The sequence below is a fragment of the Flagellimonas pacifica genome (assembly GCF_900215465.1).
Classification (GTDB): Bacteria; Bacteroidota; Bacteroidia; order Flavobacteriales; family Flavobacteriaceae; genus Flagellimonas; species Flagellimonas pacifica.
The window spans coordinates 233480-257207 of sequence record NZ_OBEH01000004.1 but is presented as its reverse complement, the minus strand read 5'-3'; the positions used below and the strand labels follow the sequence as shown (position 1 = coordinate 257207).

The window sequence follows — 23728 nt, the reverse complement described above, 5'->3', positions numbered from 1 at the left end:
TTTCGGTTTTGAACTGACCTTTGTTTTATGTTTTGTCTTTCGTTTTATCACTTAAACCGCTATTACTTATACACAATGTTAGCAAACGTTTCTACTTCTCCCACTAAGCATAAATGGAAAAATACAATACTTGGAAAAGTTGAAATCCAAGTTAAAAAAAATCCATTCAACCTCATTATTAGTGCATTAGATAGGTGGAATAAAAACGCAAGGAATACCATTAAGTAAAATAAGTTAGTTGGTAAAAATGGGCTTAGTATGAATAAGATTTCCCAACTAATGATAAACCAGCATATGATTTTTGAAAGTTTAGTCTTGTTTTTTAAAAATTCAAAAATTGCTTTGTTCCCATAGGAATTGGTTTTTAAAGTTAAAGTTATTGCATCTCCATTTCTCCATACTTGACTTTTAATTTTAGATAACCCAGCGAAGAAATAAGAAAATATTAATTGTATGGAGATGAAAACGAATGCAAGAAAAGCACCTTTCTCTATATCTAATAAAACAAGAGATAAACTACCTACAACTATTAATTGCATTTGGTCTGAGCCTTCTAAGCCAAAAGGTGTTTGAATTTGTTTCAATAGGAGTAACACAAATAGAAGCGGTAATAGGAAATAAGAATAGGAAGTTATAAATGTCCCAATAATTAATAAGATGGAGGAAATCATACCACCATACAGCAAATAATTGACTTTGTTCGATAAGAATGGTGTGATGAACTTCAAAAAGAACCTCTTTTGGTAGTATTTGTTTTGCGTACTATAAACCTCCCAAGCAAAAGCATTTTTAACTTTAATGTTATTCAATAACACGTACCACTCACTAAATGATACTAAACAAGATATACTTACAAGCAATACTGTAATTCTAAAAATAAAATTGTAATCCATATTCACTAGTATTACTCAAGGGCGTGAAATGAAGAAGAAAAAATTAACTCACTTTTTTCTTTCTGGTGAGAACTTGTAATTAGAGCAAATTGAGTTTCTGTGGCTAAGTAATCTCTGGGAATAGAACTCACGTAAAAAAGCAATACTAAATAAGGTACAGTTGTATGGATACCTTCATTGTCCTCCGAGAATTTTATGGACAGAACTTTTGATGCATCAATAACTGCCTTTCTCACTCTTCTATTTGGGTTGAATAAGAAATTATAAAATTTTGAATCCAAATCAGGTATAGCGGGTTTCCAGTGAGTAAGGAAATCAGAATTTTTATCTCTGTAATACAAAATCATATCATTGCTCAAAGGTTGAGGAGAGAAAAAACGCCACTCAGGAAGCAATAATTTGGAAAATACGTTTCTTTTGAATTTATTTATACCAAATTGAGACATTAATGATAAAGCAAGCCAGACAGAAAAAATTGTAATAATCAAAATCAGTTTCATTTTTTTCTAAAAACTTCCAGCTAATCTTCCATTTAATAAGTCTCTTCGCTTTTCAAGAATTTTTTTGGCACTTAATTGAGGTCCCCAGTTTGTAATTTCTTCATCTTTGAATCTGATTAAATCTGTTGGAATATTATCTTCGTTACAAGCAGAACAAGCAGCTATGACAGTATATGCCAAAGCGACTAATGTTGCAGCATAGCAAATCGCTGCACCTCCAAGATTTCTAGCATCAAAGTCATCTGGAATTTGAGATAATGCATCTTGTTCCACTAGAGAAAGTGTTGGTTTATTCAAAATTAGATTGCTAGAAATTAATTCACTTTCAGAATCGGCTTCCGATGTAGATTTTTGAGTAATCCTTATAAGGTCATTTTCTATTTTACCTCCATTATATGGAAGATAAATTAATGCAGGATTTTGTTCACTTACAGGTATATTTTCTGCAATTAATTTATCCCCGTAGTAAATATCAGCAATAACATCTTCACCTTTAATAGTTTCAGATGCTTCTTCAATTGTCAGAGAAGGCTTAGAATTAATGTCTTTCTTAATTTTGTCAATTGCGTTTTTCAGTGCTTCTGAGTCATTGTTTTCAAAAATGGAACCTAAATCATTACACAGTTGACTATTATTTTTACATAAAATCATAGTTCCTGACCCCTTAGGGGTTGAATTCTCAAAGTTTTGGTTTTGAACTACTTTTGAACTCAGAGTTTTTTTAAATCTTTCCATTCTTTTGTTTTTTTAATGTTTGCTAACGGTCTCGGCTATGGCAAGTAGGGCAGGCAAGGAAACTTTTCGTTTCCGTCTGGTCTGCTAGCCAGAGCTTTTTGTTTTGTAATTATTTTTTCTTTTTTAATTGCCAACTTAGCGCAGCGTTATCACGAATTCATTATTGAAAATAGAAATCACATGAGTAAATCCAAAAGATTTGGCGGACTTAGTAAGTAAGCCCAAGCCATTAAATATAACACTTTACGCCCTATTTGCTATAGCCATTGTTAGCATACGTTATTTTCCGCAATGCCGAATTCTTTTTCCAGTATATTTTTTTCTTGCTCCTTGTTTTCAATTATCAATTCCGTTTTATTCCCATGCTGCTTTTCAATATACTTAGAATTGAAAATTGTTTTTCGACCGTTTTTTTCTGCTATAGTACAGACCTTGTTTTGTACAAAATATGAGTCCGGCGATTGCTGTTTTAACTCACATTGAGGTAAAAACTGCTCCAATCTTTTTTCATTGGTCTCAAGGACATACTTTTTTTCAAATTCAAGTCCATTTACTGACTTAGAAAGTAAATACGATTGTTCATTAAAGCGACTAAATTTAAAGATATTCCCTCCATCAATTTGTTCAATTTCTTGTTTGATTTTTAAAGGTTTAATAAATAAATCTCCAAATCCAACATCCGCAAGCAATTCTTCATTTTCTAAACTAACGATTATTGCCATATGGTCAAATTCGGGTCCTAAATTATCATTGTCATATATTCTTGCAGAAATCATTTTGGCATCAAAGCCTAAATTTGTTAACAGAGACAGAAATAAATAATTCAGTTCATAACAAAATCCACCTCTTTTGGCTTTGATTATTTTGTTGAATAATTTTTGTTTTTCCAGATGTATTTTTTGTCCACTTTGAATATCTAGGTTTTCAAAAGGGATGTGAAAAACATGATTTTGATGAAGTTGATTTAAGGTATTTAAGTCAGCTTTTGTTTTACCAAAAAACTTGATTCTACTTAAATATTCCTTAGTGTTCATAATGTATGCTAACGGTCGGGCTATGATTAGTTGCGGCCAGAAATCCGTTAGGATTTCCCGCCGTACACTAAACATAGCAAAAATGCGCGGATTTTCCGACAGGAAAATCCCGAGTAATTAATTATAGGTTTTGTTAGCGAATCGTTTTTCTTTTTTTGTCCCTCAGTAGTTGGCAAAAAAGCGCAAAAAATCCGACGGACTAACGTCCCTAAGCAAACAAATACCAAATCCGATTTATTCCGTCTGCTTGGCAAGTCCGTCTGCGTTCAGATTGCGTTCGAGTGAGAAGTCCGTTTGCGCAATTTTTGAATCCGTTGATTTAAATGTTCGCTAACGGTTGGGCTAAGCGTAGTGCAGAGGCAAGGAAACTTTTCGTTTCCGTCTGCGCATGAAGCTAAAGCTTTTGGTTTAGTTTTATTTTTTCTTGTCTAAAGCTAAATCCCAAAGATTTAGCGACTTCATAAATATACACAGACCTTTCGGTTTTGACCTAAAGCCCGCATTACGTTTAGGCATTGTTAGCAAATGTTTTTTCCGTCGGTTCGATTATCACTTCCTTCATTCCGCTAATTATTCTTCTTTTTTTCAACATAGTGTTAATCCAGAAATACGGAAAAATAAGAACAGAAAAACAGCCAAACCCAGTATTATAATCAAATCTGTCTCCTGTAAATTTTTGATTCCAATAAACATAAGATTTATAATGTTTATTTGCTATATAAAAATCTTGGCTTGACCATCCAGTTTTCATAGCTGGTTCAAGAAAATCATCTAACTTTTTCTTTTCAATTTCTGAAAATTTTGACTCCCAAAACTCACCTGAATTACCTTTTGTCTTTGGATTGTAAAATTGAACATCTCCGATTTTTTTCCAATCCTCGTCCGGATAAATGAAGTCGAAAATTGTGCCAGTCAAATTATGGGTGAGTCTATAAATTCCATTTCCATTGTCAAACGTCCCATCTTCAATTTGAAAGTCCGATTGCGGTTGAAATTTCTGTTCAATATATTCTTTCCAGTTGTTCAATGTAAATATTTGCTAACGCTTGAGCTATGCGTAGTGGGGGAGCGGGAATGCAATTCCCGTTGCGCCACGGCCCGTAGCAAAAGCTTATTGTTTCGGTTTATTTTTTCCTGTCCAGAGCAAAATCCATAAGATTTTGCGACCTCATAAAAATACGCAAACCTTCGCCGAACGCCTAAAAGTCCGCATTACGTATAGGTTCTGTTGTAAAAAGTGTTTTTCCAGGGTTCTGCCTGCGCTGTGAGAACGTTCGGCGGGCGTTGCTTGCGCATTGCCGCCCCGGTAGGGGGAAGTCAGCGTTCCGATTGCGCTCTACTCCGAACTGATCGGAAAGTAGTTTTCCGATAAACCTCCGTATTGCTTAGGAATCGATCTAGGCACCGGTGCCCAAGTCCATTTGCGGTTAGATTGGCGATCCAGTATTGTCTTAACTGGCTCGACATTTTTTAGAACGGTTCGGCTATGATTAGTTGCGGCGTTAGAAATCCGCAGGATTTCCCGCCGTACACTAAACATAGTAATAATGCGTAGATTTTCCGAAGGAAAATCCCAAGCAATTAATTATAGGTTGTGTTGTAATGAGTTTTTTATATTATTTCTGTCAAGTGAGAATTCCGTCCGATTAATGTCCAGATATTCAATTAAGTCCAAAATCCTTAAATCCGTTGTTTTGTCACTATTAGTTCTTGTTGATGAATCGGTGCTAATAGCCTTATTGTAAATGAACAGAATTGCTCTGTCCAATATTTTTGTATCTAATTTGTCCAACTTAGGCCGTAGATTTGACCAAGGAGCAACTAGTAAATCATCTACTTTTAATTCGGCTTGATTTTTAAGTGAATTTTTCAAGTCCCTCTCGTTCGATTCTACTTGTCCATTTCCCTCGAACAGTCTTTGTAAGAAATCCGAAAAAGATTCAATTAGAACTCCAAGTGCTCTGGCGATAGAAGTACCTGCCATTTAACTTTAAATATTAGATTTTAAATGTCACGTCCTAAAATACGGCTACAGATTAATATTAAAATTTAAGCGGCATATTGATGCACGTAATTAGGTGTTTGATAATTTAAAGATAAATGTAATCTTTTGTTGTTGTACAACTTGATTGCATTTTTGGCGGCCTTTTTAGCGTGTATTACGCTGGTAAAGGTTTGGTCGAGATAGAATTCATCTTTGAGTATTCCGTTGACCCTTTCCGCCATTGCGTTCTCATAGCAATGATTTTCTTCTGTCATACTGATTTCTATTTTCTTTCTTTTGAGTATCTGGGTATATACATTGCTACAGTATTGAATTCCCCTGTCGGAGTGATGAACCAGTTGCTTAGTACCCTTGGCATGGTAAATAGCTTTGACCAGAGCCCTTACACAACCTTTTAGTTCTAGGCTATCACTTAGGTCGAAGCCTACTATTTTTCTTGAATACATGTCCGTGATCAATGCCAGATAGCAGAATCCTTTTACGGTTCTGATATAGGTGATATCGGAAGCCCAGACTTGATTGGGCCTGTCTATTTTCAGGTCTTTTATAATGTTCCCATATTTATAGAACCTGTGATGTGAATTGGTAGTTCTAGAGGAATATTTCTTTCTTCTTATGAGCAATCCGTTCTCTCTTAAAATACGGAATAGCTGGTCTCTACCTATTTTCAGGTGTTGCTTTTGAAAGTCTTCATGTAAGGACTTCATGAGTTTTCTAGTACCTTCCCTAGGTAGGGTCTTTCTACTTTTCCGGACAAGCTGAACAACATCGTGTTCTATTTGTTTTCGGATAACGAATCGTTTGTGGAATTTGTAATAGGCATCTCTTTTAAGAGAGAAGGCATCACAAATAGCTTCTATGGTGAAGCTTCTGTCCTTTCTGTTTTTGGGTGCTGTTTTCATTAGGGCTTGATGTTTAAGTTTTTTTTTAGTTCCTCGACATCTTTGTAGCCTAGATTCTCCGCGGCCACTTCAAGGTAGGAGTCTGTAACGAGCTTATCGAGGTCTTTCTTGATAAGCAGGTCCTTGAGCTGTTTCAGCTCTTTCTGAAGGGCTTTTATACGGGTAAATTCATCGTCTGTTTGCACGGTCACACGGGTGTTCATTAAATCTTTACGGTCATACTTTTTAATCCATACATTGATTGTACTGGATTGTATCCCGTAAGTTAATGCAATTTGTCTTTTGGAATGGTTTCCTTTGGTAAGTTCTGCGAGAATCTTGAGTTTAAAGCTTTCGCTATAACGTCTCACATATCCATCATTTTTATACATATACATTTGATTTTTTGTATACATATTTCAGGACGGGTCAAAATTCATTACAACGTTAAATATATGGCAAGTTGGGCAGAAAATAAGCGATTACTATCGGTTAAGCCACAAGCCAAATCTTTTTATTTTGTTTTAATTTTTCTCATTTAATACCAAATAAAAAGATTTGGCGACTTAACAAATAGACAACAATCTTTCGGTTAAACACTAATCGCCCAATTTGCTATATATAGTGTTGTAACCAGTTTTATTTAATTTCGAGTATCATCTTATCAAATATTTGATTCAATACTTCCTTCATTTTATGAGCTGTATTCTTTCCACTTTGATTTGTAATTATGAAAGCTCCCAGATTATATTTTGGAATGACGTAAATATAGGACTGTGACCTTGGCACTCCACCGTGGTGGAAATAATGTTTTCCTAATTTTTCATTTGAGGAGTCTATATTCCAGAAATAAGATAGACCAAATTCCTTATTAAATTGAATTAAAGGTCTGTGTGATTCCAAAACAATATCATTGTTTGCTAACTGATACTTAACAAATTTCATCATATCAGTAATTGTAGATTTGATGTTTCCAGAAGCCCCCCAAGGCAGTTTTTCCATAGCAGATGTTATTGTTGAATTGTCTGTATGATAACCAACTGCTAAATTTGTCATTTCATATTTATTAAGTGTAATCTTAGTATTTTTCATTCCTATCTTTTTAGAAAGGAAGTTAATCAACAAATGTTCATAATTTGTTTTGTAAATTTCTTCTAAAATATGTGCAGTTAATTCTGTCCCTGCACTAGAATAAGAATAATTAAAACCAGGTATCGTGTCTATTTTAATAGAATGCATATCCTTAAAGAATTTGGGTTTATTATAATCTTTTAATATTTTATTTATTTTTAAAGGGGTGTCATAATTCAAAAAATCACTTAATATGGGGTTTAATTCGAAGGGAAGCATATTAGGAAATCCACTAGTATGCGTTAATAGATGTTTAACTTTTATAGGTTGATTTAAATAACTTAGATTAGGGTATTCTTCGTTCAAATATTTATTGATTTCATCGTCAACACTTATTTTCTTTTCTAAAACAGCATTTGCAACAATAGTACCTGTAAATACTTTACTCAATGAGCCTATTTCATAAATGGTTTTATTATTAGGTGTGTTTCCTTTTCCTTTTTCTAATTCACCGAAATGATTTATATATTCTTTTCCATTGTAATATATTCCAATAGAAATAGAGTTTATTAAAGTATCATTAACCATTTTAGTCACAACACTATCAATCAAGAAATCAATTTCACTAGTCTCTTTCTTGATTTCACTACTTTTTTTTGATTTATTGTTACAGCTTATAGTTGTTAGTAATAAAATCAATAAAATATATTTGTTCATTTTATGCTCGTCGGTTTAATTGGTTACAACGTTTCGGCTAAAGTTCGTTGCGGTGATCTGTCCGCAGGACAGTCCCGCCGAACCCAAAGTTAGCTTTTTGCGCAGGATTTCCGCTAGGAAATCCGCAAGCAATGACCTTTAGGTATTGTTAGCGAACGGTTTTAATTTTTTCCGACCGGAGTTTGAGAAAGGCCGTAATTTTTTCGAGAGACTTACGACCCCAAATGGGCAAGTACGAAATCCGGTATGTTGCGTCCGAGTTGGAAGTCCATCTGCGCTCTGATTGCGTGCGAGTGATAAGTCCTGCGGAAAGTAGAGTAGGAGTCCGTCCTCGTTTTGTTGAGTTCATTTTTTTCAACTGTTCGCTAACGGTCTTGTGTATGAAACGTAGCGTGTAAAAAGACACTAACTTTTCGGATTAACACAGAGCCGAATTTTTATATTTTGTTTTTAATTTTTCTATTTTAAAAGCCAAATTTAAAAATTTGGCGGTTTTTACAAACAAGTATAAACCTTTCAGGTTACCACTTATTAGCTATGTTTTATACACCGTGTTACAGGCAGTTTTTATTTATCCATTCCTTGTAGGGTAAAACCCTTGTCCATCGCATTATTTGCCCATAATGTTTTGTTTTTTGGAATTGGCGGTGGTCAAATTCAGAACCCTTACAAATTCCGACCAAAGCCCAATTTTGACCTGATTTTTTAAAAAGTCCGCCACCACTATCTCCAGCACCGCACAAATATTCCAAATCCAAAGGTTCTGGACTTCCCATTTTATTTGAATCTGAAGTATTTGGTTGGTCAAAATCACAATAAAGAAAGTTGTAAAGTCCGTTTATTTTTTGCCCACCAATCGAATCCACAACGTTTTGCCCAGCAATTTTCTCGTTTGCAAATGTAAGCCCATCTTTGTTTCCAATTCCAAAACCACCGTAACCTACACCGACTACTTTTGAATTCAGTTCATTTTTTTGGTCATTTATTTTTGCAGGTTTTATATCTGAAATTGGATTTTCGAGTCTAATTATTGCAATATCATGTTCGCCTGCGTCAAAGTCTTTTAAATAGTTTGGATGAATTATAATTTTAGAAATGGGATATTCTATCTCATTTATACAGAATTTTACGCTGTCAATATTTACAATCCTATGATTAATTGGAACATTTGCGTAAAATATCATACCGTTATTGTCTATGGTATCGACTTGAATATCATTTTCAATTAGATTGTGAGCAGCAGTCAAAATGTGATTTTTATTAATCAAGATAGCTGAACCAGTCAGTTCTCGATTTGTTTGAATTTGCCCAACACAGTCAAACTGTTTTTTATTAGCTAATTCAAGATATTCCGCTTTTTCTCGGTCGTGCCTAATTATTCCAGAAATTAGAAATGGAACGATTGCAAATACAAAAAATATTGTTTGATATTTTTTCATCTATATAGTGATTTTTAAATTGCCTGTAACAATTGGCTAAACGTACCATGGTACGTTTATTCCATTTTTAGTATTACTAATCTAAGGGATTTTTAATGCTTTCAAAAGTATTTGTGGCAACATGGGTATATATTTCAGTCGTTTTGGTCGATCCATGCCCTAAGAGCACCTGTATTTGCCTTAAGTCTGTGCCTGATTCCAACAAGTGCGTTGCAAAACTATGCCGCAATACATGTGGTGTTACCGTTGTTCGTATTCGCGCTTTTTCAGCAGCCGTTTTTACAATCTTTAAAACGCTTGCACCACTATACTTAATTCCTTTCTTCCCTTCAAATAAATAAATTTGTGGTTCATATTTTGTATAGTACTTTCTTAAATCGTTGAGGGCAGTTTTAGATAATAAAGTAAGCCTATCCTTGTTTCCTTTTGAACCTTCAACACGAACGAGCATTCGTCCGCTGTCAATATCTTTTATTTTTAAATTCAATAGTTCACTGCGCCGTAAACCTGAACCATATAGTAGTTGTACAATACACCTATGTTTGATATTATTGGTATTTTCAATGATTGAAAGTATTTCTTCCTTTGAGATGACCGTAGGTAATTTAGATTCTTTTCGAGGCCTTTCAATCTCATAAAATCGGTTTGGCATTCCCAAAACAACTTCGTAATAAAATTTTATAGCATTGATAGCTTGATTGACATAGGAGTTGGAATGTTTCTTTTGAATAAGATGCTGAAGAAAAACCCGAATGTCGTGCTCGTCCAGCGCCTTTAATTCTTTACCGTTGTGGTAATTGATAAATAATTCAAAAAAAGTAACGTAAGTTTTGACCGTACTATTGGCATAGCGTTTTAATTCTAGTTTTAATAGATAGTCTTCGGGGCAAAGTCGGTATTCTGGTACGGTCTTTCTTTTTCTAAACCAATCAACATCAATGTTTTCATTATGGGTATTAACGGGTTTATTTGTCAAAAAACGATTATAATTTATCCATACTGCGCCCTTAAACGTATTGAATAGAATACCAAGATTCGCCTTGGTATTTTCAATATACGCCATGTTATATTGTTGGCTCCATTTTGGGTTGGGAAGCCCCTTTATCAAACCTTGTATAAGCCGATCAGGAGAAAATTTTATGCCAATCATTTTTTGATTTTTAATCATCAAATGATAAAGCGTAATTGATTTCATGGAATTCATAATACAATTCTAATCAGGTTTTATGAATTAAGTAGTATATTATAAGTATAATATACTAGTAATTTTATGTGTACAAAAAAATGTCCGATTTGCAGTTCTGTCGTAAGAGGTCGCGCAGATAAAATATTTTGTTCCACAAAATGCAAATCAATAGACCAATACGAAAAACGGCAGGAAACAGAAGCCTTTTATTTTATTGTAGAAAAGCAACTAAGAATAAACAGAAAAATATTGAAGAGGTTTAATAAATCAGGTTTTACTACCATTAGAAAATCTAAGCTGGTCGAAGATGGATTTAATCCCAAGTTTTTCACGCATTATTGGAAGAACAAAAAAGATGACGTTTATCTTTTCGTATATGAGTACGGTTTTTTGAGTAAAAATGAAAACGGTAAGGACAAATATGTACTGGTAACTTGGCAGGATTATATGACTAAGGATTTAAAATGAAGAAATTATCTAACATAGAAGACCAAACCTAATATCAAATGTTGTACCTATGTTGTACCTGTAATAAAAAAGCCAAGGATGTAAATCCTTGGCTTTCCCTTTGTACTCGAGGCGGGACTTGAACCCGCACGGCCCAAAGGCCACAGGATTTTAAGTCCGGCGTGTCTACCAATTCCACCACTCGAGCAGGACTTAAATAAAAAAAAACGCTGCTTGCAGCGTTTTTGAGCGAAAAACGGGATTCGAACCCGCGACCTCCACCTTGGCAAGGTGATGCTCTACCAACTGAGCTATTTTCGCATTTAAAAGAACATTTGCAAACATCAGTTTTACCTGATGCGGATGCAAATTTAATACATTTCTATAAAATAAAAAGAAATATTTTATGAGGATGCTTTTTTCTTTTTGCTCAATAAACGTTTAATTTCATTGAGCTTCATCAATGCCTCTACAGGAGTGAGCGTGTCAATGTCCAAGTGAAGGATTTCCTCCTTGATTTCTTCCAAAAGGGGGTCGTCCAGATTGAAGAAACTGAGCTGCATTTCATTTTGGGAAGCTTGCAACTTATCGGTCATCTCTTCACTGGAATGGGATTTTTCCAGCTTTTTAAGGATTTTATTGGCTCTTTGAATCACTTGTTGGGGCATCCCGGCCATTTTGGCCACATGAATACCAAAACTATGTTCGCTACCACCTGGAACTAATTTTCGAAGGAAAAGTACATTGTCCTTTAACTCTTTTACAGAAACATTATAGTTTTTGATTCGATTAAAGGTATTGGTCATTTCGTTGAGCTCATGGTAATGGGTGGCAAAAAGTGTTTTTGCCTTTGCCGGATGTTCATGCAGGTATTCTGAAATGGCCCAAGCGATGGAAATGCCATCATAAGTACTGGTGCCCCTTCCAATTTCATCCAAAAGTACCAAGCTCCGATCAGAAAGGTTGTTCAAAATGGAGGCGGTTTCATTCATTTCCACCATAAAAGTAGATTCGCCCATAGAAATGTTATCACTGGCTCCAACCCGGGTAAAAATTTTGTCAACAACACCGATCTGGGCAGATTCAGCAGGGACAAAACTTCCCATTTGGGCCAGTAGCACAATAAGGGCTGTCTGCCGGAGTATGGCCGATTTACCACTCATGTTGGGTCCGGTAATCATGATAATCTGTTGATCGTCACAATTTAAGGTCACATCATTGGTGATGTAACTTTCACCTAATGGCAGTTGTTTTTCAATCACTGGATGCCTTCCATCCTTAATTGTAAGCTGTGTGGATTCGTTGACATTGGGAAGTGTATAATTGTTTTCCTTGGCCAATTGCGCAAATCCACATAGGCAATCCAGTTGGGCAATCAAGTGGGCATTTTTTTGAACGGTTGAGATGTATTCCTGCATCCAGACCAAAAGCTGTTCAAACAATTGTTGTTCCAATTGGTAGATACGCTCCTCGGCCCCTAAAATTTTAGCTTCATATTCTTTGAGTTCCTCGGTAATGTATCGCTCTGCATTTACTAGGGTCTGCTTGCGAATCCAAGCTTCGGGTACCTTGTCCTTATGGGTGTTACGTACCTCAATGTAATACCCAAATACGTTGTTGGAAGCTATTTTTAATGAAGTAATCCCCGTTTCTTTGGTTTCCCGCTCCAACATTTTATCCAGGTAATCCTTGCTGGAAAAGGCAAGGTTTCGGAGTTCATCCAACTCTTCTGAATATCCTTTGGCAATTGTATTTCCTTTTAAAATGGAAATTGGGGCTTCCTCTGCCAAAACTTCCTTGATTTTGTTTCGGAGATTTTCGCAGGTATCCAATTGTTCCCCCATACTTTGTAGGGATTCATTGGTGCTTTCCAGAGCTAATTGTTTTACAGGAACTACAGCTTCCAAGGAATTTTTTAGCTGAACAACTTCTTTTGGGTTGATTTTGCCTGTTGCCAATTTGGAAATCAAGCGTTCCAAATCGCCCATCTGTTTGATCCAACGTTGAACTTTTTCAAGTACTTCTTCTTCATCTCCCAGATAGGACACCACTTGATGACGTTGCTGTATTTTTTCAATATTCTTTAGCGGTAGGGCCAACCATCGTTTTAAAAGTCGCCCCCCCATAGGTGAGATGGTCTTGTCGATGATGTCCAGTAGTGTAACGGCGTTGAGATTGGTAGAATGGTACAATTCCAGATTTCGAATGGTAAAACGATCCATCCAAACATATTCTTCCTCAGCTATTCTTTGGATTTTGTTGATGTGCTGTAATCGTCGATGTTGGGTCTCTGACAAATAATGCAGCACGGCACCGGATGAAACAATACCATGGCTCAAATGGTCAATACCAAAACCTTGTAATGTTTTTGTCTTAAAATGATTGGTAAGGCTCTCATGGGCATAATCTTCCTGAAAAATCCAATCTTCCATAAAAAAGCTATGGAATTGTGTTCCAAAGACATCCAAAAACTCTTTTTTGTGGTTTTTGGACACCAAAACTTCGTTAGGAGCAAAATTTTGGAGCAATTTATCCATTTGTTCTGCAGAACCTTCAGAGGTTAAAAACTCTCCGGTTGAAATATCCAAAAAGGAGATACCAATCTTGTTCCGTCCAAAATGTATAGCGCATAAAAAGTTATTGCTTTTGGCCGACAATATGTCATCATTAAGGGCAACTCCGGGAGTAACCAATTCCGTTACACCTCGTTTTACAATGCTTTTGGTTTGTTTGGGGTCCTCCAATTGATCACAAATAGCAACACGCTGTCCTGCTTTTACCAGTTTGGGTAAATAGGTGTTCAAAGAATGGTGTGGAAACCCGGCCAATTCAGTCTTATCTCCGCCATTGTTCCGGTGGGTGAGGATAATGCCCAAAATCTTGGAGGCCTTTATGGCGTCCTCACCAAAAGTTTCATAAAAATCACCAACCCTAAACAACAACAATGCATCAGGATGTTTAGTCTTGATGGTATTGTACTGTTGCATCAATGGGGTAACCTTCTTTGTTTTAGATGTAGCTGCCAAAGCGATATTATTGCGTTATTTTTGCGAAAAGGGTAAGAACGAATGTACCGTTTTCCCAATACACCCAAAATTTTTGTTGATATTTTACGGGTAATGGTTGAAAAATATGAAGCGTAAACTGGAAAATAGCGAATTAGAGCGATTGGATGTGGCCGAATTTAAGAATGCGGAGAAAACGCCCATCATTCTCATTCTTGATAATATTAGAAGCTTGAATAACATTGGCTCTGTTTTTAGAACCGCTGATGCATTTCTGGTGCAGAAAATCTATTTGTGCGGAATTACTGCTACTCCGCCGCATAAAGACATTAGAAAAACAGCCTTGGGAGCAACAGATAGTGTAGATTGGGAGTATTGTGAAAATACAGAAGAGCTTATTCAACAATTGAAGTCAGAAGGTGTCATGACAATTGCTGTGGAACAGGCAGAACAGGCAGTAATACTTAACAATTTTCAAGTAGAAGAAAATAAGACTTTAGCCTTTATTTTTGGCAATGAGGTAAAAGGGGTTGCACAGGAAGTGGTTTCCGCTAGTGATATGGTTTTGGAAATTCCGCAATTTGGAACCAAACATTCTTTGAATATTTCGGTGAGTTGTGGGGTTGTGGTCTGGGATGTTTGGTCAAAAATGAACGCCCAAAAAAACAAAAAGCCCTGAAAAAATCAGGGCTAATCATATAGTTTGAGTTAGTTAGTTTCTCATTTCGAGAGGTCTAATAAAATAAAACCATTCGTTATATGCAAGCATTTTCTAAAAATTCTCTTAAAAACCTAAAGAAAGAATTTTCTCTCCAAGCTTCTCCAAAATAGCTTCATAGTCTAACCTATTGTGCACAAAGTCCAGATTACTAAGGTCTAAGACCATACTGTTTTGGTTGGGATGCCCCTTGATAAAATCCAGATAACCTCTATTAATTTTTTCTAAATAGGTTGCGGATATATTTTGTTCATAATCCCTTCCACGATGTTTAATGTTTGAAAGAAGCCGATCTGTATCTTGATAGAGATAAAGGTAAATTTCTGGCTTCTTAACTTCTTTGTACATAAAGTTGAAAACCTTTCGGTACAAATTGAATTCTTCTTCTTGCAAAGTGATTTTTGCAAAGATCAGGGATTTGAAAATATCATAATCACTGACCATAAAACTTTTAAAAAGGTCAAATTGCGAAGTGTCATCGGTAAATTGTTGGTAACGATCTGCCAAAAAGGACATTTCCAAAGGGAAAGCATATCTGCCTTGATCTTCATAGAATTTGGGTAAAAAAGGATTGTCTGCAAATCGCTCCAAAACCAACTTTGCATTAAAATCCTCAGCAATCATTTTACATAGCGTGGTTTTTCCAGCACCAATATTACCCTCAATAGAGATAAACTGTAATTTGGAAAAAAGCTCTTGCATATTTTTATAGAGCTTGTATTTTGTTTTTTTCAAGATACCACGATCCTTGGACTGCTGTAGCAAGTTTCGGATATCCTTATTTAGAATAGGGTGATAGTATTGCGGGGCAACATCGGCCAAAGGTTTTAGAACAAAATTCCTGCTATCCATGTTAGGGTGGGGGATAAGCAAATCTTCAGTGTTTATGGTCTCATTACCATAAAAGATAATGTCTATGTCCAGGGTTCTTGACTTGTAGCCTTGCGTATTTGAACGTTCCCTGCCAAAATCTTTTTCAATCTGAAGAAGGATGTGCAATAAATTTAAAGGAGGCAATTCAGTTTCAATGGAAATACAGGCATTCAAAAAATCGGCTCCTTTAAAACCAACAGCAGGATTTTCGTAAACGGAAGATACCGCCAATATTTTGCCACATTTTTTTTGAATGCTAAAAATAGCTTTTTGCAGTGTCAGGTAACGGTTTCCCAAGTTACTGCCCAAAGAAAGATATACCTTTTGTCTTAGACCCATAATCCAGAAAACAAAGTAAACAAAACAATACAACAATGGTTATATTTGATCAAGAATAAAATTGTATTAAATGAATTTTTTAAGAAATCTGTTGGCAGCAATTTTGGGCTGTTTAATGGCATTTGGAATATTGATGGGAATGATTTTCATTTTCGCGGCTTTGATTGGTAGTGCAGATGATGGGGTAGTGGTAAAAAAGAATTCCGTTTTGGAATTAAGCTTAATGGAACCTATAAAAGATTATGTGGGAAGAGATAATACCGACCCTTTTGCGGGGTTGTGGGACGAAGAGGTAGGTTTGGATGATATTGTACACGCTATAAGAATTGCGGCACAGGATTCAAATATTGAAGGGATAAGCATGACAACCAGCTTTGTGCAAGCAGGTTTGGCCCAGACACAGGCAATTAGAAAAGCTTTATCTGAATTTAAGGAAACTGGAAAGTTCATTTATGCGCATTCGGATTTTTATACCCAAAAGGATTATTATCTGGCCAGTGTGGCAGATGAGTTGTATCTAAATCCGGTTGGGGGAATGGATTTTAAAGGATTGGCTACTGAAGTACTATATTTTAAAGATTTACAGGAGAAAACAGGGGTTAAAATGGAAGTGATTCGTCACGGAAAGTACAAAAGTGCGGTAGAGCCTTACCTTTCCAATACCATGAGTCCGGAAAACAGAGAGCAGATTCAAGCGTTGATTTCTTCTATTTGGGATGTGATGCTTGATGAAATAGGTAGTTCACGTGGTATTAATACCCAGAATTTAAATGTCATTGCAGATACTTTGGGAGGAAGAACACCAGATTACGCTGTGGAATCTGGACTTATTGATGGAAAGGCCCATTTTGATGAGTTTGAGAAATTTTTGCAAGAGAAAATGGGAATTGGTAAAGATGAGGAAATTAATTATGTTGAGTTTACAGACTATGTTCAATTGGCAGGCAGTAAAAGGATAAAGACAGGTAAAGAGAAGGTAGCTGTAGTATATGCCCAAGGAGAGATTTACTACGGTGAAGGAGGAAAAGAGTTTCTGGGACAAGGATTGGTTACCAGGGCCATACAGAAAGCTGTGGACAATGAAAATGTAAAGGCAATTGTACTCAGAATAGACTCTCCCGGAGGAAGTGCTCTGGTATCGGATATTATTTGGCGTGAAGTAGAACTGGCCAAAAAAGAAAAGCCTGTTGTGGTTTCCTTTGGAAATGTTGCGGCTTCCGGAGGGTATTATATTGGAGTTGGAGGTGACAAGATTTTTGCAGAACCCACTACCATTACAGGATCTATTGGTGTTTTTGGAACCATCCCAAATGCCAGTGAATTGGCGGGAAATATTGGAATAAATGCAGAACAAGTGGGGACCAACAAGAATTCTGTGGATTATTCATTGTTTGAACCAATGGGCGATTCATTTAAAAATGTGGTGCAAGAAGGTATAGAAGATACATATGAAACCTTTTTGGAGCGTGTTGCGGCAGGAAGAAATATGAGTATTGCAGAAGTGGATTCCTTGGCACAGGGTAGGGTTTGGAGCGGCGTTCATGCCAAAGAAAATGGTTTGGTAGATGAGTTGGGTAGTTTGGATGATGCCATTGCTGCCGCTGCGGAGATAGCAGAATTGGATACTTATGGAATCCGAAAGTACCCTAAATATAAATCGGATTTTGAGCGTTTCATGGAAAATATGGGAGGAGTAAAGGAAAAAATAGGGGAAAACCTTGTCCAGGAACAGATAGGTGCAGAAGCATTTCAATTTTTAAAAGAGTTCAAGCAGATTACAAAACAAAAAGGAATCCAGGCAAGGATGCCATTTTCCTTAAACATTAAATAAGAGGATGACGCAAAAGGACAAAAGAACTGCGTTTTCCATTTACCTTTACCTGGGAGCGTTGTTCATTACTTCCCTGGTGGTGTCCAATCTTATTTTTCAAAAATTCTTTTATTGGAACCCCTTTGGGGATGTTACCATTTTAGGTGCTCCGCTCTTTGAGATTTCGGTGGGGATTTTACCTTACCCCATTACATTTCTGATTACCGATTTGATATCGGAAATTTTTGGTAAGAAAAAGGCAAATCAAGTAGTGGTGGCGGGTATTTTTGCCTCATTCTTTTCATTACTGATTGTTTACACAGCTTCTGCTTCACCGGCAACAGATTGGTCTCCGGTTACAGATGACATGTTTAAATCTGTTTTTGGAAATACAATAGTCGCTGTTTTTGCTTCTATGATGGCCTATCTGTTAGCTCAGTTTGTAGATATTCAACTATATCATTTCTGGAAAAGGCTTACCAAAGGAAAACATCTTTGGTTACGAAATAACTTTTCTACCTTTTCATCCCAATTTATAGACACCTTTACAGTAGTACTATTATTGTGCTCTTTTGGCGAAATTCCTTGGAAGCTTTTCTACGGTCTGGTCATCAGTGGATTTGTCTTTAAAATTTTTATTGCCCTGTTGGACACCCCTTTACTGTATCTTTTCGTATATCTATTACGGAAAAGATTTAACTTAAAAATAGGTGAAGAAATAGCCCTTGATTGAGAGCTTCTTGCTTATTTTGTTGTAAAATTCCCAAATTATGAGAACAAAAGCCCTAAAAATTACAGGCATAACCCTACTTGTCCTGATTGCAATTATCGTTGCCTTGCCTTTGCTATTGGAAGGTAAAATAGCAGAAATCATTAAAAACAAGGTCAATAACAACATCAATGCCACCTTGGATTTTGATGAGGCCAATCTGAGTCTGCTCAAGAGTTTCCCTAATGCCAATGTGCAATTAAAGAGCATTTCTTTAGTAAATAAAGCGCCTTTTGAGGGTGATACCTTATTTGCATCCGAGCAAATTGAGCTTAAAATGTCGATAAATGAGCTATTCAAAACAGCTGAAGAACCCATTGGCATCAAAAGCCTCAATATTGGTGGTGCAAAACTCCATATTAAAGTAGATGAAGCCGAAAATGCCAATTATGATATAGCAAAAGAAGAAGAGGGAGTGTCAACTGAGAGTGTGGAAGAATCCTCTAATAGTTTTTCCTTGGTCATGGATTCCTATTCAATAACAGATACTGAAATTATTTATGAGGATTTGTCCAGTGGCATGCATCTGGCCATTACTGAAATGAACCACGAAGGGACAGGTGACCTTTCCTTGGAAACTTCCGAACTGAATACAACAACAGATGCATTGGTATCTTTTGAATTGGACAGCACTAAATATTTGAACAATAATAAGTTGTTTTTGGATGCACTCATTGGCATCGATTTAAAGGAAAATAAATATTCCTTTTTGGAAAACAAGGCCATGATTAATCAATTGCCCTTGATTTTTGATGGATTTGTGCAGTTGAACGAAGAAAATCAAGAAGTAGATGTCAGTTTTAAAACCCCATCTTCAGATTTCAAAAACTTTTTGGCAGTTATTCCAGAAGCCTACTCAAAAAATATTGATGAGGTACAGACCACCGGTAATTTTGAAGTAGCTGGTCAATTTAAAGGAATTGTGGATGAAGAGCATATCCCCACTTTCAACATCAAAATTAATTCTGAGAATGCCTCTTTTAAATACCCTGATTTACCAAAATCCGTTCAAAATGTTTTTATTGATACAGAAATCAAGAACACTACAGGTGTTACGGAGGATACCTTTGTTGATATTAAAAAGCTGTCTTTTACCATAGATCAAGATAAGTTTGACCTTATTTCCAGAATCAGCAACTTGTTGGGAAATACCAAAGTAAATGCACGTGTTGATGGTAAAATGAACCTTGCAAATATATCCAAAGCGTATCCAGTGCCTTCGGATTATGATTTAAAGGGAATATTGGTTGCTGACATAACTACAGCCTTTGATATGGCCTCTTTAGAAAAAGAACAGTACGAAAAGACCCAGACGAGTGGAAATCTGGAACTTTCGGATTTTGAATACAATTCTGAGGAATTAAAGAATCCTGTGGTGATAAACGCTGCTGCAATGACTTTTAATCCGCAAACAGTTTCCTTAAATACCTTTGAGGGCAAAACAGGAGATACCGATTTTAGTTCAACCGGGACCTTAACCAATTTATTGGGTTTTATGTTCAATAATGAAAAAGTGGAAGGGCATTTCGAATTGACCTCCAATACATTTGCTTTGAATGATTTTATGGTTGAAGAGAATGGTAGGGAAGAAGGTGAAAGCGCATCTTCGGAAGGTGAAGAACGCATTAAGATTCCCTCGTTTTTGGATTGTACGATTGATGCTAAGGCAGGCAGTGTGTTGTATGATAATTTGAATCTCAAAAATGTAGAAGGTACATTGATTGTTAAAGATGAAACAGCCACGGTAAAGAACTTGAAGTCTGATTTGTTCGGTGGTACTTTGGGTGTGAACGGTTCTGTTTCTACCAAAGAAGAAACTTCCACTTTTGATATGGACTTGGGAATGAGCAATTTCAATATTGGAGAATCTTTCAAGTCCATGGAATTGTTTAATGTATTGGCACCTCTTGCAAATGCCCTTCAAGGAAAATTGAATTCAGATGTAAAGATTTCAGGAAATTTAAAGGAGGATTTTACCCCCAATTTGGCCACCATTTCTGGAAATGTACTTGCAGAATTGTTGTCCACCAAGGTGGATGCTAAAAAAGCTCCCTTACTTTCCGCCTTAGATGGTAAACTTAGTTTTTTGGATACTAAGAACTTGGATTTAAGTGATTTAAAAACCGCCTTGAGCTTTGATAATGGTTCTGTAAAAGTGAAGCCTTTTACCCTCAAGTATAAGGATATTGCCGTAAATGTTGATGGTAGCCACACCTTTGATAAACAATTGCAGTACAAAGCTACTTTGGACGTGCCAGCCAAATATTTGGGAAGTGAGGTAAATAACTTGATTGCAAAAATGGACGACTCAAGTCTGAAAGATGTATCAATTCCTGTGGTGGCAAATATTGGAGGAAATTATGCTAGTCCAACAGTAAGCACTGATTTAAGCTCAGGAATTTCCAAATTGACGAAGCAATTAGTGGAAATTCAAAAACAAAAACTGCTAAACCAAGGAAAGGATACTGCCAAAGACTTAATCTCTGATGTGTTCAATAAAAATGGCAACGATTCTACTGCCACCGAATCATCTGGAGTAAAAGAAGCCCTGGGAACTCTTTTGGGAGGCACAAAGAAAGATAGTGTAAAGACCAAGGATTCCACAGAAACCAGTGAAGACCCTGTGGAGAAGACAGCAAAATCTATTTTGGGAGGTCTTTTGGGCAAAAAGAAAAAGGATACCGTGAATTGATTTTATAGCTCTAATTCACATATTTCATAGTTGCCATTCCTGTACGCGGTAACCAGTATTTTGTTCTCTGTTGGATGCCAATTGGGCAAGGTTTCCCCATCCTTGTTATAGGTCAATCTAATCTGGTTGCTACCGTCCGCATCCATTATATAAATTTCTGGACGTGTACCTTCCATAGAGGTAACATATGCAATTTTCTTGCTATTATGGGACCATGAGGGGCAGAAATTGTGCTTGTGCCAATTTGTTAATCTGGTCTCTTTTCCTGTTTTTAAGTTCAGCTTATAAATCTCATCATCTTGGTTATTGGTGTCCTGTCTGGAGAAAAAGACAATTTCGTTACCGTCACCGGACCATTTTGGATAAAACGTCCTCTTTTCATTACTTGTAAGTTTTTGGAGTAACCTACCTTTTTTGTTGAGCAAAACAAGATTGCTTTTACTTTCAGACGCTTTAAAGCTGACTGCTATACTTTTCCCATTTGGGGCAAATGATGCAAAAATTGGTTCTTCATTACCTATTGGATCTAAGAGCTTGGTGACTTTTCTGTTTTTGATTTTTAAAATAAACAGCTCAAATTTTCCATTTCTATTAGATTCAAAAATTATTTTTTTCCCATTGGGATGCCAAGAGGGCCTTCTATTATCTGAGGTGCTTTTGGTAAGTCGTTGTACATTTTCACCATTTTTATCCATCAAATAAATTTCCCAGTTGCCATCCCTGTTCGATTCGAATAAGATGTTTTGCCCATTTGGGGAGTAGGAGGCATATCTATCTTCAAATGAATTGTTGGTGAGACACTTCTCATTTATGGGTGTAACGGGTGTATTTGTTTGGTACTTTTTAAGAATGGAGGCAAAATCGGTTACATAAATATTGGTATCCGTACTTTTTAGGCTATCACTACTTGTAAAATATAGCAACTTCAAATCATCTGTTAGAAATGGATAAAGATCACTTCCAGAGGTATTAAGTTCTTTTATATTTTGAGGAATGGTCCATGTGTCTTCCTGTTTAAAACTGATATAGAGGTCGCCATAAGGTGAAACATTCTGCTTTTTTTGGGATGCCTCAAAAATTAATATGTTGCCATCAGAACTAATCCCCAGATTCCATTCCCCGGTTGACGAATTGATGATATTCCCCATGTTTGTTGGGGCTTTTAACCTCCCTTGACCATCATTCATGGCTACATAGAGGTCCCCTTGGCCATATCCCCCGTCCCTATCCGAAGCAAAATACAAGTTGCCCTTCCCATCAGTTCTAGGGCTATATTCCCTATTCTTGGAGTTAATAGGGTGTGGCAGCCTAACAGGCGTTCCCCATACTCCAGAATCACCTTTTTTTACCACCCAAATATCTGAGGACTGAATGCTGTTTTTAGAAGGCCTATCTGAAATGAAATATAAGATGTTTCCATTTTTTGTAAGATGTGGGTCGCTATCATCATATTGTCCAGAAAATGATGTGATTTTTGGTTTTGTCCAATTTTCACCATCAAAAATTGAATGGTAAATAGCACTCTTCAAATTGCCCTTACCCCATTCTTGTCTACTCCGAGCAAAGTATAATTCTTTCGCATCATTGGAAAAGGAGGAAGAGTATTCTACTAAACTGGTTGAAATATTTTCTTCTTCAACAAGGGTTTTGCTGATTTTGGTTGAATTCTGAGCCAATAGGAATGAACCCATGAAAAGTAAAGCAAAAAGAGCTGCATTTTTTTTCACGATTCTATTTCCCATGTTGGATTCAATTAATGGATACCCCTACAAAATAGCCTTCGTTGCCTCTAATATTGAAGACTGTACTGTCATCAAAGATGAGGTATTGACCTTTAATCCCTTTTAAAATGCCTTTGTAGCTTGGGGTTTTATCCAAGTTGAGGCTTTTTACTTTTTCAGGATACTGCAGTACGGGGAAATCCATCTGGGTTTCCGTATTACTAGTCAAAAAATATTCACTTGCCTCTTCTGGGATACTTGAATGTAACTTATCCCTCCATTCAGCCAAATCCACATCATCTATGCGGTTGGTCAGCATTTTTTGCCAGCTAGTTTTGTCGCTAACATGTGCTTTTAAGGCAACTTCGGTAATCCCTGCTAAGTATCTATTGGGAACTTCCACAATCTCAATAGCCTCATGGGCACCTTGATCAATCCATCTAGTGGGCACTTGGGTTTTTCTGGTAACCCCAACCTTAACATTGCTGCTGTTTGCCAAGTATACAATGTGTGGTTGCAGTTGTACCTGCTTTTCATACTCCAAATCACGATCCTCCTTATCCAAATGGGCAGTACTCAATTCAGGTTTCATGATCCAATCTCCTGCCGCTGGAGAGTCATAAAAACAAGATTTGCAAAACCCTTGTCGGTAAATGGGCCTCTCCCTACCACAATTCAAACACTGAAATTTAATGAAGTCTATTTGTATTTCCTTGTCCAACAGTTGGTTCATGTTGATGAAATCGTTTTCAAAAACCAAATAATACTGAATTGGATTGCCAATTTCGGTTTGCATTTTGCGGAGGACTCCTTCGTAAAGCATGATGAGAATAATTGTTTTTTAACTGATTTGATAATGAATGCCAGATGACCTATTTTAGCTATCGTACCCA

Annotated in this window: 20 protein-coding genes and 2 tRNA genes; 5 read left to right on the top strand and 17 right to left on the bottom strand. The window is 36.4% G+C overall.

Going from position 1 to position 23728, the window contains the following annotated elements; translation table 11 throughout:
• Nucleotides 1-62: 62 nt before the first annotated feature.
• The 11 genes from CRO15_RS13795 to xerA form a co-directional block, all read right to left on the bottom strand.
• Entirely contained in the window at nt 63-893 is an 831-nt protein-coding gene (locus CRO15_RS13795; protein WP_097046427.1) for a hypothetical protein, read from the bottom strand.
• Between the two features lie 11 nt (nt 894-904).
• On the bottom strand, nt 905-1393 hold the full coding sequence (locus CRO15_RS13790; protein ID WP_097046426.1) for a hypothetical protein: 489 nt from the start codon (nt 1391-1393) through the stop codon (nt 905-907).
• Nucleotides 1394-1399: 6 nt separating this feature from the next.
• A complete protein-coding gene (locus CRO15_RS13785; protein ID WP_097046425.1) occupies nt 1400-2128 on the bottom strand; it encodes a hypothetical protein in 729 nt (242 codons plus the stop codon).
• Nucleotides 2129-2397: 269 nt separating this feature from the next.
• Nucleotides 2398-3162 carry an arylamine N-acetyltransferase family protein gene (locus CRO15_RS13780; RefSeq protein ID WP_165769958.1) on the bottom strand — a complete coding sequence of 255 codons (765 nt, stop codon included), beginning with the start codon at nt 3160-3162 and terminating at the stop codon, nt 2398-2400.
• Nucleotides 3163-3670: 508 nt separating this feature from the next.
• The gene (locus CRO15_RS13775) at nt 3671-4189 is read right to left on the bottom strand and encodes a hypothetical protein (RefSeq protein ID WP_097046423.1); all 519 of its coding nucleotides are present in this window, start codon (nt 4187-4189) and stop codon (nt 3671-3673) included.
• Between the two features lie 558 nt (nt 4190-4747).
• Nucleotides 4748-5146 carry a hypothetical protein gene (locus CRO15_RS13770; protein ID WP_097046422.1) on the bottom strand — a complete coding sequence of 133 codons (399 nt, stop codon included), beginning with the start codon at nt 5144-5146 and terminating at the stop codon, nt 4748-4750.
• Nucleotides 5147-5211: 65 nt separating this feature from the next.
• Nucleotides 5212-6069 carry an IS3 family transposase gene (locus CRO15_RS13765; RefSeq protein WP_097046421.1) on the bottom strand — a complete coding sequence of 286 codons (858 nt, stop codon included), beginning with the start codon at nt 6067-6069 and terminating at the stop codon, nt 5212-5214.
• Nucleotides 6069-6440, bottom strand: coding sequence for a transposase (locus tag CRO15_RS13760; protein WP_097046638.1), 372 nt, complete (start codon nt 6438-6440; stop codon nt 6069-6071). The genes CRO15_RS13765 and CRO15_RS13760 overlap by 1 nt, the downstream gene beginning before the upstream one ends.
• Nucleotides 6441-6687: 247 nt before the next feature.
• The gene (locus tag CRO15_RS13755; protein WP_097046420.1) at nt 6688-7836 is read right to left on the bottom strand and encodes a serine hydrolase domain-containing protein; all 1149 of its coding nucleotides are present in this window, start codon (nt 7834-7836) and stop codon (nt 6688-6690) included.
• A 554-nt stretch (nt 7837-8390) separates the two neighbouring features.
• The gene (locus CRO15_RS13750; RefSeq protein ID WP_097046419.1) at nt 8391-9275 is read right to left on the bottom strand and encodes a trypsin-like serine protease; all 885 of its coding nucleotides are present in this window, start codon (nt 9273-9275) and stop codon (nt 8391-8393) included.
• Between the two features lie 76 nt (nt 9276-9351).
• Nucleotides 9352-10425, bottom strand: a complete 1074-nt coding sequence (gene xerA, locus CRO15_RS13745; RefSeq protein ID WP_097046637.1) for a site-specific tyrosine recombinase/integron integrase — start codon at nt 10423-10425, stop codon at nt 9352-9354.
• 120 nt (nt 10426-10545) lie between these two features.
• Here xerA and CRO15_RS13740 point away from each other — a divergent pair, with 120 nt between their 5' ends.
• On the top strand, nt 10546-10929 hold the full coding sequence (locus tag CRO15_RS13740; RefSeq protein ID WP_097046418.1) for a hypothetical protein: 384 nt from the start codon (nt 10546-10548) through the stop codon (nt 10927-10929).
• A 103-nt stretch (nt 10930-11032) separates the two neighbouring features.
• Here CRO15_RS13740 and CRO15_RS13735 read toward each other — a convergent pair.
• From CRO15_RS13735 to mutS, 3 genes are all read right to left on the bottom strand, one after another.
• A tRNA-Leu gene (locus tag CRO15_RS13735) sits at nt 11033-11116 on the bottom strand.
• A 40-nt stretch (nt 11117-11156) separates the two neighbouring features.
• Nucleotides 11157-11229: transfer RNA gene (locus CRO15_RS13730), tRNA-Gly, on the bottom strand.
• A gap of 83 nt (nt 11230-11312) precedes the next feature.
• On the bottom strand, nt 11313-13895 hold the full coding sequence (mutS, locus tag CRO15_RS13725; RefSeq protein WP_097046636.1) for a DNA mismatch repair protein MutS: 2583 nt from the start codon (nt 13893-13895) through the stop codon (nt 11313-11315).
• Nucleotides 13896-14040: 145 nt separating this feature from the next.
• Between mutS and CRO15_RS13720 the strand changes: the two genes are divergently transcribed.
• Complete coding sequence (locus CRO15_RS13720; protein ID WP_097046417.1) at nt 14041-14592, top strand: RNA methyltransferase; 552 nt, start codon at nt 14041-14043, stop codon at nt 14590-14592.
• Between the two features lie 105 nt (nt 14593-14697).
• On the opposite strand, the gene folK is transcribed toward CRO15_RS13720, so the two are convergent.
• Nucleotides 14698-15843, bottom strand: coding sequence for a 2-amino-4-hydroxy-6-hydroxymethyldihydropteridine diphosphokinase (gene folK / locus CRO15_RS13715; protein WP_097046416.1), 1146 nt, complete (start codon nt 15841-15843; stop codon nt 14698-14700).
• Between the two features lie 70 nt (nt 15844-15913).
• Between folK and sppA the strand changes: the two genes are divergently transcribed.
• Genes sppA through CRO15_RS13700 form a run of 3 tightly spaced genes read left to right on the top strand, consistent with a single transcriptional unit; the run spans nt 15914 to nt 21114 of the window.
• Nucleotides 15914-17674 (top strand): signal peptide peptidase SppA, encoded by a 1761-nt coding sequence (sppA, locus tag CRO15_RS13710; protein WP_097046415.1) that lies wholly within the window; start codon nt 15914-15916, stop codon nt 17672-17674.
• 4 nt (nt 17675-17678) lie between these two features.
• Nucleotides 17679-18386: a queuosine precursor transporter gene (locus tag CRO15_RS13705; protein WP_097046414.1), complete on the top strand. Its 708-nt coding sequence runs from the start codon at nt 17679-17681 to the stop codon at nt 18384-18386.
• A 37-nt stretch (nt 18387-18423) separates the two neighbouring features.
• Nucleotides 18424-21114, top strand: coding sequence for an AsmA-like C-terminal region-containing protein (locus CRO15_RS13700; protein WP_097046413.1), 2691 nt, complete (start codon nt 18424-18426; stop codon nt 21112-21114).
• Between the two features lie 2 nt (nt 21115-21116).
• Here the strand turns inward: CRO15_RS13700 and CRO15_RS13695 are convergent, their stop codons facing one another.
• Both CRO15_RS13695 and CRO15_RS13690 read right to left on the bottom strand, forming a co-directional pair.
• Complete coding sequence (locus CRO15_RS13695; RefSeq protein WP_097046412.1) at nt 21117-22856, bottom strand: TolB family protein; 1740 nt, start codon at nt 22854-22856, stop codon at nt 21117-21119.
• 7 nt (nt 22857-22863) lie between these two features.
• Complete coding sequence (locus CRO15_RS13690) at nt 22864-23658, bottom strand: DUF2797 domain-containing protein (RefSeq protein ID WP_097046411.1); 795 nt, start codon at nt 23656-23658, stop codon at nt 22864-22866.
• Nucleotides 23659-23728 lie beyond the last annotated feature (70 nt).